The organism is Desulfovirgula thermocuniculi DSM 16036 (genome assembly GCF_000429345.1).
In the GTDB taxonomy this organism is placed as follows: Bacteria; Bacillota; Desulfotomaculia; order Desulfotomaculales; family Desulfovirgulaceae; genus Desulfovirgula; species Desulfovirgula thermocuniculi.
The window spans coordinates 100042-113717 of record NZ_AUBR01000004.1; the positions used below are offsets into that span (position 1 = coordinate 100042).

The window sequence follows — 13676 nt, forward strand, 5'->3', positions numbered from 1 at the left end:
CACCAGCTTCTAAGGCGCCTGGGCCAGAACCAGGGCGTGCTCCAGGTCCCGGGCTATGCTCAGCTCTCCCAGCGCTATGCCCATCTGGGCTAGGGTTAAGGCCACGGGGGGGCGGATGCCGCACAGAATGGTGCGGCACCCCATGAGCCGGGCCATGGCGGCGGTTTCGGAGAGGGTGTAGGAGATGTAGCTGTCGATGACCTCCACCATGCGCACGTCCAGGATGATGGCCTTTGCCCTCGTGCGCGCGATTTCTTTTAAGAGCTGCTCCTGTAGAAGGCCTACGGTTTTATCGTCCAGGTCTATCTGAATGGGCACCAGCAAAAAGTCGGCAATTTGTAAAACGGGCACCACCTGCTCGGGGTTAGAAGGCGCCTCTTTCATCGTTCTCCCCCACCCCGCTTTTGGCCAGGCTCAGGGCCAGCTCGCGCCTCTTGCGGGTTTCTTCCATGGTGAGGGCAATACCCCGCCGCAGGGCGTCCTCCAGGTCCCGCGCGATGGACACCGTCTGGAAGTCCACGCCCAGCTTGACCAGCGTGTGGGCCACTTCGGGCTTGATGCCGGTAAGGATTACTTCCGCCCCCAGTAGCCTGGTGGCGTTGAACATCTCGATGAGGAAGCCGCCCACCACCGTATCGATCATGGGCACGCCGGTGACGTCCACGATGACTACCTTGGCCCTGGTGGAGCTGACGCGGTTTAGGAGCCTTTCGGCAATGTCCTGCGCGCGCTGGCTGTCGATGTTGCCAATCATGGCCACCAGGAGCATATCCGTCCAAATGCGGATGATGGGGGTGGCCAGCTCGGCAAGCATCTGCCTTAGGTGGCTGAGGGTTTCCTCCTGCTCGCGGCGCTTTTCCCCGCAGGCCTTAAGCGCCAGCTGAAAGACCCTGGTGGCCGGGAACTCCGGCAGCTCTGCGGCCAGGGCGGCAATTTTCGCCGCCAGCGGCTCTTCCTCAAGCTCTTCCGCCAGGGAGCGCAGCGTGGACGTCAGGGCCGCTTCCTCCTGCGCGCCCTCAGCGGCAAAGAGTTTTCCCAGGAATTCCTCCCACAGCTGGGTTTCGGCCGGTGTGCGGCCGATTTTACGGGCCAGCGCGGACAAATTTTGCGGAGCGTGCATTTTTGCCTGTTCTCCCCTCGCTTGGCGTTTTGTCTACAATAATTCTACTTCTTTTGGCAGGATTCCTTTTCTTTTGGCAGGATTCCTCCCCCCCTGTGGGTCAGGGGGCTTTTCTCACTTTCCCGGGCTCTGCTGGAGGTTTCTGATGTCGCGGACGACCTCGTGCAGTTTTTTCACCAGGGACTGCGGGAAGTCCTTAATCTCCTCCACGAAGTCGGCAATGTCCGGCCTCTTGGTGAGAAGCTCCAGGGTTCCGGCAATTTCTGCAGGTATCACTTCCCTGATTTCCCGCTCGTCCAGTGCCAGGTAGGCCACGGGGATGCCGTACACTTCGGCCAGCAGGCGGAGCACTTGGTAGGAGGGCTCGCGCACGCCGCGCTCGTAGCCGGAGATGGTGGAGGCGTGCAGGCCGGTTTTTTCCTCCACGTGCTTTAAGGTCAGACGCTTACGCTGCCGGTAAAACCGCAGGCGTTTTCCCAACATGTTCTTCCCTCCCATGACGATGCTGGGCTAAAGGCCTTAAGGCCTTTTGCTTATGGTTCACCTCCCGGAAAAGTTTTAGGCGATTGGTAAAAATGTGTAGAACTTTGGCGATAAATTGCATAATATCCCCAAAAGAAAACGAGAGCCGGATCGAAGGCTTACACCGGCTCTTGACGGAATGCGGTTAGATTGGCGTGATGCTATGCAAATTCTGATAATACCTTTCTTTTGGCCGAAGCTGGTCTATGTACAAGCTTCTATAATTCTGTACGATTTCACTTTAACCAAAAATGGCATGTATGACAAAGAGCTTAATAGTAAAAAATTCTCCCTCCTCCTTTTTGCTTACCTAGTTGCAGTAGTTTTTGCGTTAACAGAGTTCCCTGGCCGGTTCTATCTGACAAAAAGGGAGAAAAAACGAGATTCGACGAGTAAATTGGTGTTTAAAAGCTAAATACAATGAAAACTGGATCCCCCGGGCTTTTGACTTTGTTAAACATACGGGAGATAATTTCCTCAAAAATAGACATATCGCATAATAACTTAATGCAGGAGATGCGATATGCATAACCTGTCCGGCATAGCCGACTGCTAATGTGTTGGGAGTAACCGATACAAGGGCGTTCTAGGACAGTAGTTCGACAGGTGTTGTTTAAGGAAGTCCTTGCGGAGGGAAACGCACGAGGATAATTTGCTGAGCCCGGTAGCGGGCCTTGTAGAGATGGCTCCTTGCGGTAATCAAAAAGGCTTTATTTGGGGGTAAGGGCTTCCTTCTGTTGGTGTGCTTTGGGTTGTCTCCGTCTCGTGGCTTTTCTTGAGGGAGCAGTAAAAGAAGAAGAAGAAGAAGAAGAAAGAGTCGTACTTTCTAGAGGCACGCAGCAGGAAAAGTGCGGGGCGTCATTCCTGCAGAAGGGAGGCAGAGGATGGCGCCCCGACGTATTTCCATGACGAAAAATGTCGATACGTGTAGCAAGGAGGGGGAGGGAACGGAGCAAGTTTTTATGAGTTGCACAGACGATACAGATGATTCCGAATTTTTTCAAATATAGGAGGATTTGGTGCCGGTATTGGCACACCGGAACTTTGGTAAAAGGCTAAATTTGCCAGTATACCTAATCTGGAGGAGGGTACTTGCGTGGAGGAGAGGAGGACGTTGGCCCCGCTTCCTGGCGAGAGAAAGGGCGGGGTCGTAAGTGCAACGCTTGCAGAGAGGAAAGCGGCGGAGGCGCGCAAGAGGCAGGCGCGCACCTATGCCAAGCAGCAGCAGATAGCGGAGCGCATAGCTAGCGCCAGCGAGCAACTGTCGTCCGGCGTGGAACAGGCCTCCGGGGCGGTGCAGGAACTCCGCGCTTCCATGGAGCAGATCGCCCGCGGGGCGCAGGAGGCCAGCAGTGCCACCCAGCAGTCCTTGGCGGCCGTGAGGGCCATCGGCGAGCAGGCCCGTCACGCGGTGAAGATGACCGGGGAGTCCCTGGCGCGCTGCCAGGCCATAAAGGAGCTGGTAACAAGGACCTCTTCCGACATTGAAGGGCTGGTCAGGGGCGTGGACGACAACACGGCTAGGAGCGAGGAGTCGGCCCGCCTGGTGGCCCAGCTGGAGGAGGAGGCGGAGAAGATCGGGGAAATCGTGCGGGCGGTGGTGAAAATAGCCGACCAGACCAACCTCCTGGCGCTAAATGCAGCCATTGAGGCGGCGCGCGCCGGGGAGCACGGGCGGGGCTTTGCCGTGGTGGCCGACGAGGTGCGCACGCTGGCCGAGACTTCGGAAAAGGCCGCCAGCGACATTCGGCAGATAGTGAACAGCATTCAGGAAAACGTCAAAGTGGTGGCGGAGGCCATCAGCAGGGCGGCGGAGGTGGCTCGGGGCGAAACGGAGAAGGGTAAGGTAATTACGGCCGAGCTGGCCAAGATAGCCGAGGCAATGGACAGGGTGGTGGAAGGTGCCGGGAACGTAGAGCGGCTGATGGTGGAGGTGGAAAAGGCCATTGCGGAGTTCCAGAAGGGCAGCGAGCAGATAGCCGCCACCGCCGCCGAACAGGCCGGCGCCACGGAGGAAGCCCTGCGGGGTGTCGAGCAGCAGGCGAAAGCCCTTGCGGAGATAAGCGAGAGCAGCGCGAGCCTGGCCGACATGGCCGACGATCTTAAGACCTCCACCGATGTGGTGAAGAGCGCCGAGGCGCTGGCCGCGGCAGCTGAAGAGCTTTCCGCGGCCATCGAGGAGGCCACCAAGTCGGCGGAGGAGATAAACGCCGCGCTGAACCAGATTTCCAGGGGGGCCCAGCAGCAGGCGGCGGCAGCTGAAGAATCCTCGGCGGCCATAAAGCAGGTGGAAAAGTCCATGCAGGTCATTGCCAGGGAGGCCGAGGAGTCCCTGAAGCAGACGGAGGAACTCAGCCAGCTGCTGGCAGCCAACAAGGTCAGGGTCAACGAGTTGATTGACGGCATATCCCGGGCAGCGGCCACCAACCTGGAAAACGTCAACAAGGTCACCGTTCTAGAGCGGTACGCGCGCCAGATCGACAAGATTGTGGACACCATTGCCAGCGTGAGCATCCAGACCAACATGTTGGCGGTGAGCGGGGCCATCGAGGCGGCGCGCGCTGGGGAGTACGGCAAGGGCTTTGCCGTGGTGGCCTCGGACATAAGGAATTTGGCCCAGGAAAGTGCCCGCAACGCGGAGCAGATAAAGGAAATGGTCAAGGGCATCCAGGAGCAGGTCATGAACGTCCTGAGGGACATCACCGCTATCGGTGAGGTGATCAGGGGAGAAGTGGAAAAGGCCAAGAAGACCGTGGCCGACCTCGATACAATCGAGCGGGACATGGCGGCCGTGGCCAGGGGCGTGCAGGAGGTCAGGGACATGTCCGCCCAGTCGCTTGCCCGGGTGGAGGAGGCGGCCAAGGGCGTGGAGCAGATAGCTTCCGCGGCCCACGAGGCCAGCGCGGCGGCGGAGGAGGCGGCCACCGCCAGCCGCCAGCAGGCGGAAGGCATGAAGGAGCTTTCGCAGGCCATCGAAGAAATTGCCGCCCTGGCAGACGAACTCCAGCAGGGCTAGCCGGCGGCCGGGGAGCGTGTGAGGTATGGGCGGTGGAAGCAAGCAGTACGTGGTTTTCCGGCTGGCGGAGGAAAGCTACGGCATAGCCATCGAGTACCTTCAGGAGATCATCAGGGTGCCCGCGGTGGTCAGGGTGCCGCTGGCACCCCCCTACATAAAGGGGCTGGCCAACCTGCGGGGGACCATCCTGACGGTGTACGATACCCGCGTGCGGCTGGGGTTGCCTTCCGGCAACGGCGATGAGGGCAGTCGGGTGGTGGTGGTTAGGTTTAAGGAGCGCCAGGCGGGCTTCATTGTGGACCGCGTGGACGGCGTGGTGGACGTGCCGCTATCCAGCGTCGAGGAATTCCGCCGGGAGGAAGGCAATACGGCAGGGGCCGACCTGATAACCAGGGCAGCCAAGCTGGAGGACCGGCTCGTTTTGCTGCTGGAGCCGGGGGGGCTTTTCGGCTCCGCAGGGGAAGAAAGCTGCCGGGGCGGCAGCGGGGTCACCTTCGGCGGGGCTGCTGCGGGGCAGGAGGAAGGGGCAAGGCAGGTGGAGGAAGAAAAGCAGCTCCTCACTTTTCGCGTGGGCGGTGAGGAATACGGCCTGGACATTGCCGACGTGAAGGAAATCGTGCACCTGCCGGAAAAGGTTAACTTCCTTCCTGGTGCGCCCCCCTACGTGCTGGGCGTGATTTCCTTGCGCCAGAAGGTTCTGCCCCTTTTAAGCCTGCGGCGGCTGTTCGGACTGCCCGAGGAGGAAGGAGGGAGGGTAGTGGTGGCCTACCTGGGGGCCGGCCGCAACCTCCTGGCCGGGCTGGTGGTGGACAGCGTGGCGGAAGTGCTAAGGGTCAGCGAAAAATCCCTCGAGCCGGTGCCCGGGTTGTTCAGGGACCGTGAAAATGGGGAGGTTAGCGCCGTCTGCCGCGTGGGGGAAGACCGCCTGGTCTTTGTGGTGGACGCCTCCAAACTCGTCAGCGAAGAAGCCCTGAGCGTGACGGCAGGCGGGGCGGAAGAAGGCAGCGAGGAGGGCAGGAGGCACTCCGAGGCTGAGCAGCACCTGGTTACCTTTTTGCTGGCCGGAGAGGAGTTTGCCCTACCCATAGCCAGCGTGCGGGAGATCATCCGCGGCACCAGAGTAACACCCGTGCCGGGCTCCCTGCCCTTTGTGTGCGGCGTGCTGAACCTGCGCGGGACCATCGTGCCGGTAGTGGACCTGCGCCTGCGTTTTGCCTACCCCCCGAAGGAACTGGACGAGCAGTCGCGCATCCTCATTTGCGAGGGCCGCAGCACGGTGCTCGGGCTTTTGGTGGACGGTGTCAGGGAGGTGCTCAAGGTGCCGCTCTCGCAGGTGGAGCCCGCGCCGGACATTGTCGTGGCCGGCCTGCAGAGGTGCTTTGTGAGCGGGATTGCCAAACTGGACGCCTCCAGGAACGTCCTCATCCTCGACTCCACGCAGGTGCTTTCCTGGGAAGAAGAGGAATACGCGGCATCGCTGGCGGAGGCGGAAAGCGTTGGCAAGGAAGATACGCGTGCTGGTAGTTGACGACTCGGCCTTCATGCGGCGCGCTCTGGCCCAAATCCTGGAGGCAGCGGGCGACATCGAGGTGGTGGGCACGGCCAGGGACGGCGAGGAGGGTGTGGCGAAAGCCCTGGAGCTGCAGCCGGACGTGGTCACCCTGGACGTGAACATGCCCCAGATGGACGGGCTTACAGCGCTGTGCCACATCGTGGACAGGACAAGGGCTAGGGTGGTCATGGTTTCCTCGCTGACCCAGGAGGGTGCGGAGGTAACCCTGGAGGCGCTGGCTCTGGGCGCCGTGGATTTTGTGGCCAAGCCCGGAGGTACCGTATCCCTGGGTATAAAGAACCTGGCAGAGGAAATCGTGTACAAGGTGAGAGCGGCGGCACGGGCCAGGGTGAGGGGCCGTCCTGCCGCCCGGCCTGATGCCACCGCTGCGCGGCAGAAGCCGGCTGCGCCTGCGGGGCTGCCCGGGTTGGAATGGCTGGCGGTCATAGGCGTCTCCACGGGCGGGCCGCGCACGCTGGAGGAAGTGCTCATCCGGCTTTCCCCGCGGCTTCCCCTGGGCGTGGTGGTGGTGCAGCACATGCCCCCCCACTTTACCCTCAGCTTTGCTCAGCGCCTCGACCGGGTTTGTGCCGTGAAGGTCGAGGAGGCCTCGGAGGGGGCGAAGGTGGAGGCGGGCAAGGTGATCGTGGCCCGGGGAGGGTACCACCTGCATCTGCGGGAATCCGGAGGCGGGCTGCGCTGCCACCTGAGCCACAGGCCCGAGGGCACCCTTTTCAAGCCCTCGGTGGAGGTGACCATGCGCTCGGCCATGGAAGCCTTCTCCCCCCAGAGGATGATCGGGATTCTCCTCACCGGCATGGGGGACGACGGGGCAGAAGCCATGGCGGAGTTGCGCCGGCGGGGCGGGTTTACCATTGCCGAGAGCGAGGAGACGGCCGTGGTGTGGGGGATGCCCCGGGCGGCCTTGGAGAGGGGAGGGGCGGAGGTGGTGGTGCCGTGTTATGAAATTCCGGCCATCTTGGAAAGGAAGGTGAAAAGAAAGTGAGCGGTGCGGCGAGGGAGACGGTGGAGGAACTGGGGCACGTTTTGGCCTCCTCTCCGGATGAGGGGGAAAAGATGGACGCTGCCTGGCGGTTGGGCGCTCTGGGAACCGGAGAAGCGGTGCGGTGCCTGGCCGGGGCTTTAAAGAGGGAGCAGAGCCCCCTGGTGCGCGAGGCCATTACCGGGGCCCTCCTGGGGTGCGAGCCGAGAGCGGTGGCGGAGGAAATGGCCGCGCTTTTAAAGAGCGGGGAAGCCTCCGCGGTAAGCGCGGCCATGGAGGTGTTAAGCGCCTGCTGCAGCGAGGATTCCCTAGAGGTGCTGGAGAGGCTTCTAAGGGACGAAAATAGGGACGTGAGAGTTTCGGTCGTGCACACCCTGGGCAAGAGTAACTGCGCTTCGGGCGCGGACCTTTTCCGGCGGGTAATCAGCGAGGATGAGGACGTCAACGTGGTGGCGGCGGCCGTGGAGTACCTGGGGGAGGTAGGGGAAGAGCGGGACGCAGAATTGCTGCGCGCCGCTGCGGAGAGGTTTAAGGACCCTTTCCTGTCCTTTACGGTGCGCCGCGCTCTGGAGATGCTGGAGAATTGAGGTGACGGAGGCTTGCGGAAGGCTGACTTTGACAGGCTGCGGGAGTTTATCTACAGGCAGACGGGGATCCTTTTTGAGCCCCAGAAGCAGTATTACGTGGAGCGGCGCGTGGAGCAGCACATGGCCTCCAGAGGCTACAGCAGCTTTAACGAGTATTTTAGCGCCCTGAGGTTTGGCCGCGGCGAGCTATGGCAGGAGCTTTTAAACAGCCTTACCGTGAACGAAACCTACTTTTTTCGCGAGTACGACCAGCTGAAGTGCTTTGCGGAGGAGGTCTTGCCCCTCTGGGTGGGGAACGGCGCGGGCAGGGCGGGGATCAAAATCTGGAGCGCGGGGTGCTCCACCGGTGAGGAGGCCTACACCCTGGCCATCATCATGGAAGAAATGGCCCAGGGCTACCCGTGGGAAATACACGCCACGGACATCAATACCGAGGTCCTGGCCAGGGCTCAGGAAGGGGTTTACAACGATTACGCCGTGCGCCAGGTGCCGGATGTTTACTTTACGCGCTACTTTACCCGCGTAAATGGGGGCTACGCCGTTTCCCCGCTGCTCAAGAGGAGGGTGAAGTTTTATCAGGTAAACCTGATGGACGACGCGAGGATGCGGCAGATGAAGGGCTTTCACGCCATTTTCTGCCGCAACGTGCTCATTTACTTTGACGACGCTTCCCGCCGCCGGGTGGCCCTCCACTTTTACCAGGCCCTGGAGCCCAACGGGTACATATTCCTGGGGCACTCGGAGTCCATGAGCAGGATCACCACCGTTTTTAAGCCCGTGAGGTTTAAGAATGCCATCATATACCAGAAGGCGGGTTGAGGGGGTTTGGAGTCTTGGCGAGGGCACTGGTGGTAGATGACTCCAGCGCGGTGAGAGCCTACCATGCGGAGATCCTGCGCGGAGAGGGTTTTGAGGTGGAGGTGGCCGACAACGGCTACGAGGGTCTGGAGAGGTTCATGGAGGGAGGATTTGACCTCCTGCTGGTGGACGTGAACATGCCGCGCATGCACGGCTACGACTTCATCCGCGAGGTCCGCCGCACACCGGAGGGCAAAAAGGTAAGCATCATCGTCATTTCCACGCGGGCCAGCTCCCGGGACAGCCTGGAGGCTTTTAAGGCCGGCGCCGACCTGTACCTGGTGAAGCCCGTTGACCCTGCGGAGCTGCAGGCCGTCTGCCGGATGGTGGTCGGCCAAAGAGGTGGGGGAGCGCATGGCGGCAAGTGAGCGGGCAGGCGAAAAGCGCCTGCTGGAGCTGGGGCCGCAGGAAATTGCCGGGCGCAACCTCTGGCCGGTGCTGGCGGAAATGGAGACCAGGGGATGGCTGGAAAAGGTGGAGGTAACCTCCCGCGGCGAGGAACTTTGGGTTAGCCTGGTGCTGGGGGAGCACGTTTCAGAAAGGGCGGCCAGGGAAGCAGTGGAGGTTCTGCTCGGGCAGCAGGCTAGGGAGAGGGAAGCCCCCGCAATACAGGCGGTCCGGGAAGGAGGAGGGAAGGAATGGGCGGAAGCGCAGACGGTGAGGGTGGAGCAAGCCAAAATCGACCGCCTCCTGGGCCTTGCCGGTGAACTGATCATTGAGAGTAACGGGCTGCTCTACCTGTTGCGCCGCCTGGAGGGTCTGGGAGTTTCCGCGGAGGTGGTCAGGGAGCTCAAAGAGCGGCACGCCCGCCTTTCGCGCATTAGCTGGGACGTGCAGGACGCAGTAATGGAGATGCGCCTCATGCCGGTGGGCATGGTTTTCGAGCGCTTCAGGAGGGTGGTGCGGGAGGTCGGCCAGGAGCTGGGGAAAAAGGTGCAGTTTCTCACCCAGGGCGAGGAGATAACCATTGACCGCAGCGTGGCAGCGGCCATTTACGACCCCCTCCTCCACCTAGTGCGCAACGCCCTTGATCACGGCCTGGAGGAGCCGGAGGAGAGGAGAAGGGCGGGCAAGCCCGAGGCGGGTAAGCTCTTGCTGGCGGCCAGCCGCCGCGGGGAAAGGATCCTGGTGAAGGTGGAAGATGACGGCAGGGGCATGGACTTAGAGGCGATAAGGGAAAAGGCTGCCGCCCGGGGCTGGGTGCCGGCGGAGCAGGCGCAGCGGCTGCGCAAAGAGGAACTTCTGGAGTTTGTCTTCCGCCCCGGTTTCAGCACAAGGGAGGCCCCCTCGTCTCTCTCGGGGCGCGGCGTGGGCATGGACGTGGTAAGGGAAGCGGTGCAGGCGCTGGGTGGACGCGTGAGCCTGGAAACCGAGCCGGGCTGCGGCACGACGGTGACCATGGAGCTGCCGGTTACCGTGAGCATTACCAAGGTGCTCCTCTTTGAGTGCGGGGGGCTGTTCGGGCTTCCGGTGGGAGAGGTGAAGGAAATAGTCAAAGTGGGCCGCAGGCGCCTGAGGGAGTTCAAGGGGAGGCAGTTTGTGCCCCTGCGGAACGCCATCTACCCGGTTTTGCGCCTCTCCTGCCTGCTCGGTCGCGGTGAAGGCGCTGCTTCTCCCGACGAGGAGGTTACCCTGCTGGTGTTGCTCGGCGGCCTGGCCGTGGAGGTGGGGAAGGTCCTGGGTGAGCAGGACGTGGTGCTCAAGAACCTGCCCCCCGAGGTAGGCGCGCAGAGGCTTTTCAGCGGGGCGGCCATTTTGGGCAGCGGCGACATTGCTCTGATTCTGGATGCCGGCGAGCTGGGAGGTGTAGCCCTTGAAAGTTGACCTGCTCTCTCTTTTTCTAGAAGAAGCGGAGGAGCAGCTTGAGCTCCTGGAACACCTGCTTTTAAAGCTGGAGGAAAAAGAGGACCCGGAGATCATAGACGGCATCTTCCGCGTGGCCCACACCATCAAAGGCTCCGCGGCCTGCGTTGGCTTCCGGGAGGTGAGCGACTTTGCCCACGAGCTGGAAAACCTCCTGGACAAGCTGCGCAAAGGAGAAATTTCCCTTTCCCCCAAGGTGTGCAACCTCATGCTTAAAGGTCGGGACGCCCTGCGCCTCCTGGTGCGGGGGGCAAAGGACGGCGGGAGCGAGGCCGCCTTTGCCGCGGCGAGGAGCCTGGCGGAGGAAGTGGCCGGGTTCCTGGCAGGCGGCGGGGCGGAAGAGGGACGGCGGAGGTTTTTCGTGCGGGCGCATCTGGACCCGGAGTTTCCTATGAAGGAGGCCAGGGCCTTTGTCATCTTGAAGCGCCTGGAGGAGCTGGGTAGCCTCGAGGCCTCGCTGCCGCGGATTGAGGACCTCTTGGGGGGCAGGGTTGTCCCGAAAGACGTGCAGGCACTGGTGTGCACCGAGGTGGGGGAAGGAGACCTGGAGGAGTGCCTGCGGAGCTACGAGGAAGTGGTGGCGCTGGAAGTGAGGCCCTCGCTGGACTTCGGTGCGCCCAGCTGGGAGAAGTTCTGGCAGTGCGTGGAAGAGCACTGCCACGGGGGCAAAAAGGTGGCGGTAAAAGTTGACCCGCACTGCGTGGCCCTTGACCTGGAGGCGCTCAGGGTCATGACGGAAGCGGCCCGCAGGGGATGCATTTTCTACACCACCGACCCCTTTTATCACTCAATCCTGAGCCGCTTCGTTTTTCGTTGAGGGGGGCGGAGCGACCGAGAGGATGGTTTTTCATGCCCGTGTTGGCACAACGTGAATTTCGCGTTCTCTATCCGCTAACGGAAAGCCTGCTGGAACAGCTGGCCGGCGCGGACAGGGTTACTTACGAGCATTCTCTTCACGTAGCCGGTGTGGCTTCCCTCTTGGCCAGGGAGATGGGGCTTGCCGGGGAGGAGCGCGTGCTTTACGAGGCGGGCCTCCTGCACGATGTTGGCAAGCTGCACGTGCCGCGGGAGCTGCTTTTCACGCGGCGCGTTTTCGGCCCGTCCGACCGCCTGGAAATGCAAAAACACGTAGGCTATACGCGCGAGATTTTGACACACTGCCGCTACCCCCGCACCCTGGTGGAGGTCTGCTGCCAGCACCACGAGCGGCTGGACGGCTCCGGCTACCCCCTGGGCCTAAAGGGGAGCGCCATTTCTCCCGGGGGCAGGATCCTGGCCGTGGCGGACGTGTTTGCAGCGCTGGTCGCCCCGCGGCCTTACCGGGGTGCCCTTTCCCCCCGCCAGGCGGTGGAGATACTCCGGCAAGAGGCCCTGTGCGGGCGCCTTGCGGCAGAGGTGGTGGGGGCCTTGGTGAGGAGGCTGGACGAGTGCTGCGGCCTCTGTGGGGTGCGTGCGGGGGTGTGAGCGTGTGGAGAAGTCCTCGGCCGTAGAGGCAGGTGGACGGAATGGAAGCAGACTGCGCGGTGTTGAGGAAGCTGGTTGCGTGGGCGCTTTCCGAAAACCCCAAGATGAGGTGGCATGCGGTACGCCACCCCGGGTGCCCGGAGGACCTGGCCCTCTACCTGGTGGACGACCCCGACCCGCAGGTGAGGCTCGGCGCGCTGTGCAGGCTGGTGCTGTGCGGGTCGGTGGACCGCCGGAAGGCCGGGGAAATGGCCGGGCCGGGCGCGCAGCTAGATGCCTTATTGGGACTTTTGGGGAACAAGCGAAGTTGGGAGGGAAAGAATGGAAGTGAAAGGGCTCAAGGGGGCCGAGGTCATCATGGATAAGGATGTTGAGATTTTGGAACTTCGTCAGCGGCTGGCCGAGTATGAGGAAGCCGTCAAGATGGCTGTGGATAGTTCGGCACCTTATATTGCGAGGCACGGTGCGTTTTTGATCCCTGCAGAGGCATGGGAGAGGTTGGTTGCGCTGATTTACCCCAGGGTGGCAGCTGTTGCAGAGTTATCCAAATGCCGGAAAGCTGGAGGAAGACTAGAGGCAGGTGACATCGTGGAGGTGCTGGAGGAGGAAGCTCAGGAAGGGTGATACTTTGGAGGGCCTGGACGTACGTGAGCAGGAACTGGCCAGGCTCTTTCTGCGGTGCCTCATAGGTGCTAGCAAGCGGGGGCCGGTAGATGTGGGTGCGTTCATTCATGCCTTCCGGGAGTACCTGTACGGCAGCTTTAGCCCGCCGGAGAAGTACGTGAGCTGGCGGCCTAGGCGGAAGAAGACGGCGAAAGGGAGTGGTTGAGTTTCTTTTGGGGAAGGCCGGGCTTTGTCTGACCGAGGTGTAGGTTAATTTGGCCCCACTACTGGGATGAAATTTCGGGTTGTGAAGTGTGAGGAAGCCACGATGTTGCTAGCCGTGGAGGTGCGCAATAGGCTAGTAGAAGCTTACCAGGAGATCTGGTGCATGCAGGATTAATGGGTCTGGAGCGAGGGTTCCGGTCGAAGGAGCGGTTTTCTCCTCGCTTTCATTTATCGAGGTACAGTAGCTCAAAGAAATGGCCAGGGGAAAGCCTTCTAACCATTGCTGGGGTGGTTAAGTTCAGGCTGAAGGAGCAAGTTGGCCATGAATGGCAAGTTAAGCGGAGTCCAAAAAGCGGCCATTGTGCTTATTGCTCTGGGTGCGGAACTTTCCGCAAAGGTGCTCAAGCACTTCCATGACGACGAAATCGAGCTGCTCACCCAGCAGATTTCCTTAATGGAAAACGTGCCCCAGGGCGTGCGAGACAGCGTCCTCCAGGAGTTCCTGGAGCTGCACCAGGCCAGGAAGTACCTCATGCACGGCGGCTACAATTACGCCAAGGAACTCCTGGAGAAGGCCCTGGGCCCGCAGAAAGCGGAGCAGATTTTAAACAAGGTAACCGTGGCCATCAAGCAGGTTCCTTTCAGCGGCCTGCGCCGCACCGACCCCCGGCACCTCTTCAACTTCATCCGGGACGAGCACCCGCAGACCATTGCCCTCATCCTCACCTACCTGGTGCCGGAGCAGGCGGCCATGATCCTCTCCTCCCTGCCGCCGGAAAAGCAGAGCGACATTGCCCGGCGCATCGCCCTCATGGACCGCGTGCCGCCGGAGGTGGTCAGGGAAATCGAAAACATCCTGGAAA

At 61.5% G+C, this 13676-nt stretch carries 17 protein-coding genes; 14 read left to right on the forward strand and 3 right to left on the reverse strand.

What is annotated here, in order from left to right; genetic code table 11:
- Positions 1-9 precede the first annotated feature (9 nt).
- The 3 genes from G454_RS0101630 to G454_RS20160 form a co-directional block, all read right to left on the reverse strand.
- Positions 10-384, reverse strand: a complete 375-nt coding sequence (locus G454_RS0101630; RefSeq protein WP_027717186.1) for an STAS domain-containing protein — start codon at positions 382-384, stop codon at positions 10-12.
- Positions 365-1102: an STAS domain-containing protein gene (locus tag G454_RS0101635; RefSeq protein ID WP_245574270.1), complete on the reverse strand. Its 738-nt coding sequence runs from the start codon at positions 1100-1102 to the stop codon at positions 365-367. Before G454_RS0101635 ends, G454_RS0101630 begins: the two co-directional genes overlap by 20 nt.
- A 132-nt stretch (positions 1103-1234) precedes the next feature.
- On the reverse strand, positions 1235-1603 hold the full coding sequence (locus G454_RS20160) for a helix-turn-helix domain-containing protein (protein ID WP_051275752.1): 369 nt from the start codon (positions 1601-1603) through the stop codon (positions 1235-1237).
- A gap of 1135 nt (positions 1604-2738) precedes the next feature.
- Here G454_RS20160 and G454_RS0101650 point away from each other — a divergent pair.
- The 14 genes from G454_RS0101650 to G454_RS0101710 all read left to right on the forward strand — a co-directional run.
- Complete coding sequence (locus G454_RS0101650; protein WP_027717189.1) at positions 2739-4658, forward strand: methyl-accepting chemotaxis protein; 1920 nt, start codon at positions 2739-2741, stop codon at positions 4656-4658.
- Positions 4659-4683: 25 nt separating this feature from the next.
- Positions 4684-6186, forward strand: coding sequence for a chemotaxis protein CheW (locus G454_RS20740; protein ID WP_027717190.1), 1503 nt, complete (start codon positions 4684-4686; stop codon positions 6184-6186).
- A complete protein-coding gene (locus G454_RS0101660; protein ID WP_027717198.1) occupies positions 6155-7216 on the forward strand; it encodes a protein-glutamate methylesterase/protein-glutamine glutaminase in 1062 nt (353 codons plus the stop codon). The genes G454_RS20740 and G454_RS0101660 overlap by 32 nt, the downstream gene beginning before the upstream one ends.
- Complete coding sequence (locus G454_RS20175; protein ID WP_051275755.1) at positions 7213-7800, forward strand: HEAT repeat domain-containing protein; 588 nt, start codon at positions 7213-7215, stop codon at positions 7798-7800. Before G454_RS0101660 ends, G454_RS20175 begins: the two co-directional genes overlap by 4 nt.
- A 12-nt stretch (positions 7801-7812) precedes the next feature.
- Entirely contained in the window at positions 7813-8619 is an 807-nt protein-coding gene (locus G454_RS0101670) for a CheR family methyltransferase (protein ID WP_027717191.1), read from the forward strand.
- Between the two features lie 14 nt (positions 8620-8633).
- Positions 8634-9026, forward strand: coding sequence for a response regulator (locus G454_RS0101675; RefSeq protein WP_027717192.1), 393 nt, complete (start codon positions 8634-8636; stop codon positions 9024-9026).
- Positions 9013-10482 carry a chemotaxis protein CheA gene (locus G454_RS17235; protein WP_051275756.1) on the forward strand — a complete coding sequence of 490 codons (1470 nt, stop codon included), beginning with the start codon at positions 9013-9015 and terminating at the stop codon, positions 10480-10482. Before G454_RS0101675 ends, G454_RS17235 begins: the two co-directional genes overlap by 14 nt.
- Complete coding sequence (locus G454_RS0101685) at positions 10472-11338, forward strand: Hpt domain-containing protein (protein ID WP_027717193.1); 867 nt, start codon at positions 10472-10474, stop codon at positions 11336-11338. Before G454_RS17235 ends, G454_RS0101685 begins: the two co-directional genes overlap by 11 nt.
- Positions 11339-11370: 32 nt before the next feature.
- Entirely contained in the window at positions 11371-11985 is a 615-nt protein-coding gene (locus tag G454_RS17240; protein ID WP_051275757.1) for an HD-GYP domain-containing protein, read from the forward strand.
- A gap of 41 nt (positions 11986-12026) precedes the next feature.
- Positions 12027-12350: a hypothetical protein gene (locus tag G454_RS0101695; RefSeq protein WP_027717194.1), complete on the forward strand. Its 324-nt coding sequence runs from the start codon at positions 12027-12029 to the stop codon at positions 12348-12350.
- Positions 12343-12609, forward strand: a complete 267-nt coding sequence (locus G454_RS0101700; protein ID WP_027717195.1) for a hypothetical protein — start codon at positions 12343-12345, stop codon at positions 12607-12609. Before G454_RS0101695 ends, G454_RS0101700 begins: the two co-directional genes overlap by 8 nt.
- Positions 12610-12613: 4 nt before the next feature.
- Positions 12614-12814 (forward strand): hypothetical protein, encoded by a 201-nt coding sequence (locus G454_RS0101705; RefSeq protein ID WP_027717196.1) that lies wholly within the window; start codon positions 12614-12616, stop codon positions 12812-12814.
- Between the two features lie 81 nt (positions 12815-12895).
- Positions 12896-12988: a flagellar hook-basal body complex protein FliE gene (gene fliE / locus G454_RS21250; protein WP_211229892.1), complete on the forward strand. Its 93-nt coding sequence runs from the start codon at positions 12896-12898 to the stop codon at positions 12986-12988.
- 147 nt (positions 12989-13135) lie between these two features.
- On the forward strand, positions 13136-13676 hold a 541-nt coding region (locus G454_RS0101710; protein WP_027717197.1), incomplete at its 3' end, for a flagellar motor switch protein FliG.

Excerpts from the sequence above, each read along its gene's own strand:
- G454_RS0101630 (WP_027717186.1), bottom strand. The coding sequence starts at position 384 with ATGAAAGAGGCGCCTTCTAACCCCGAGCAGGTGGTGCCCGTTTTACAA.
- G454_RS20160 (WP_051275752.1), bottom strand. The coding sequence starts at position 1,603 with ATGTTGGGAAAACGCCTGCGGTTTTACCGGCAGCGTAAGCGTCTGACC.
- G454_RS20740 (WP_027717190.1), top strand. The coding sequence starts at position 4,684 with ATGGGCGGTGGAAGCAAGCAGTACGTGGTTTTCCGGCTGGCGGAGGAA.
- G454_RS17235 (WP_051275756.1), top strand. The coding sequence starts at position 9,013 with ATGGCGGCAAGTGAGCGGGCAGGCGAAAAGCGCCTGCTGGAGCTGGGG.
- G454_RS17240 (WP_051275757.1), top strand. The coding sequence starts at position 11,371 with ATGCCCGTGTTGGCACAACGTGAATTTCGCGTTCTCTATCCGCTAACG.
- G454_RS0101695 (WP_027717194.1), top strand. The coding sequence starts at position 12,027 with ATGGAAGCAGACTGCGCGGTGTTGAGGAAGCTGGTTGCGTGGGCGCTT.
- G454_RS0101700 (WP_027717195.1), top strand. The coding sequence starts at position 12,343 with ATGGATAAGGATGTTGAGATTTTGGAACTTCGTCAGCGGCTGGCCGAG.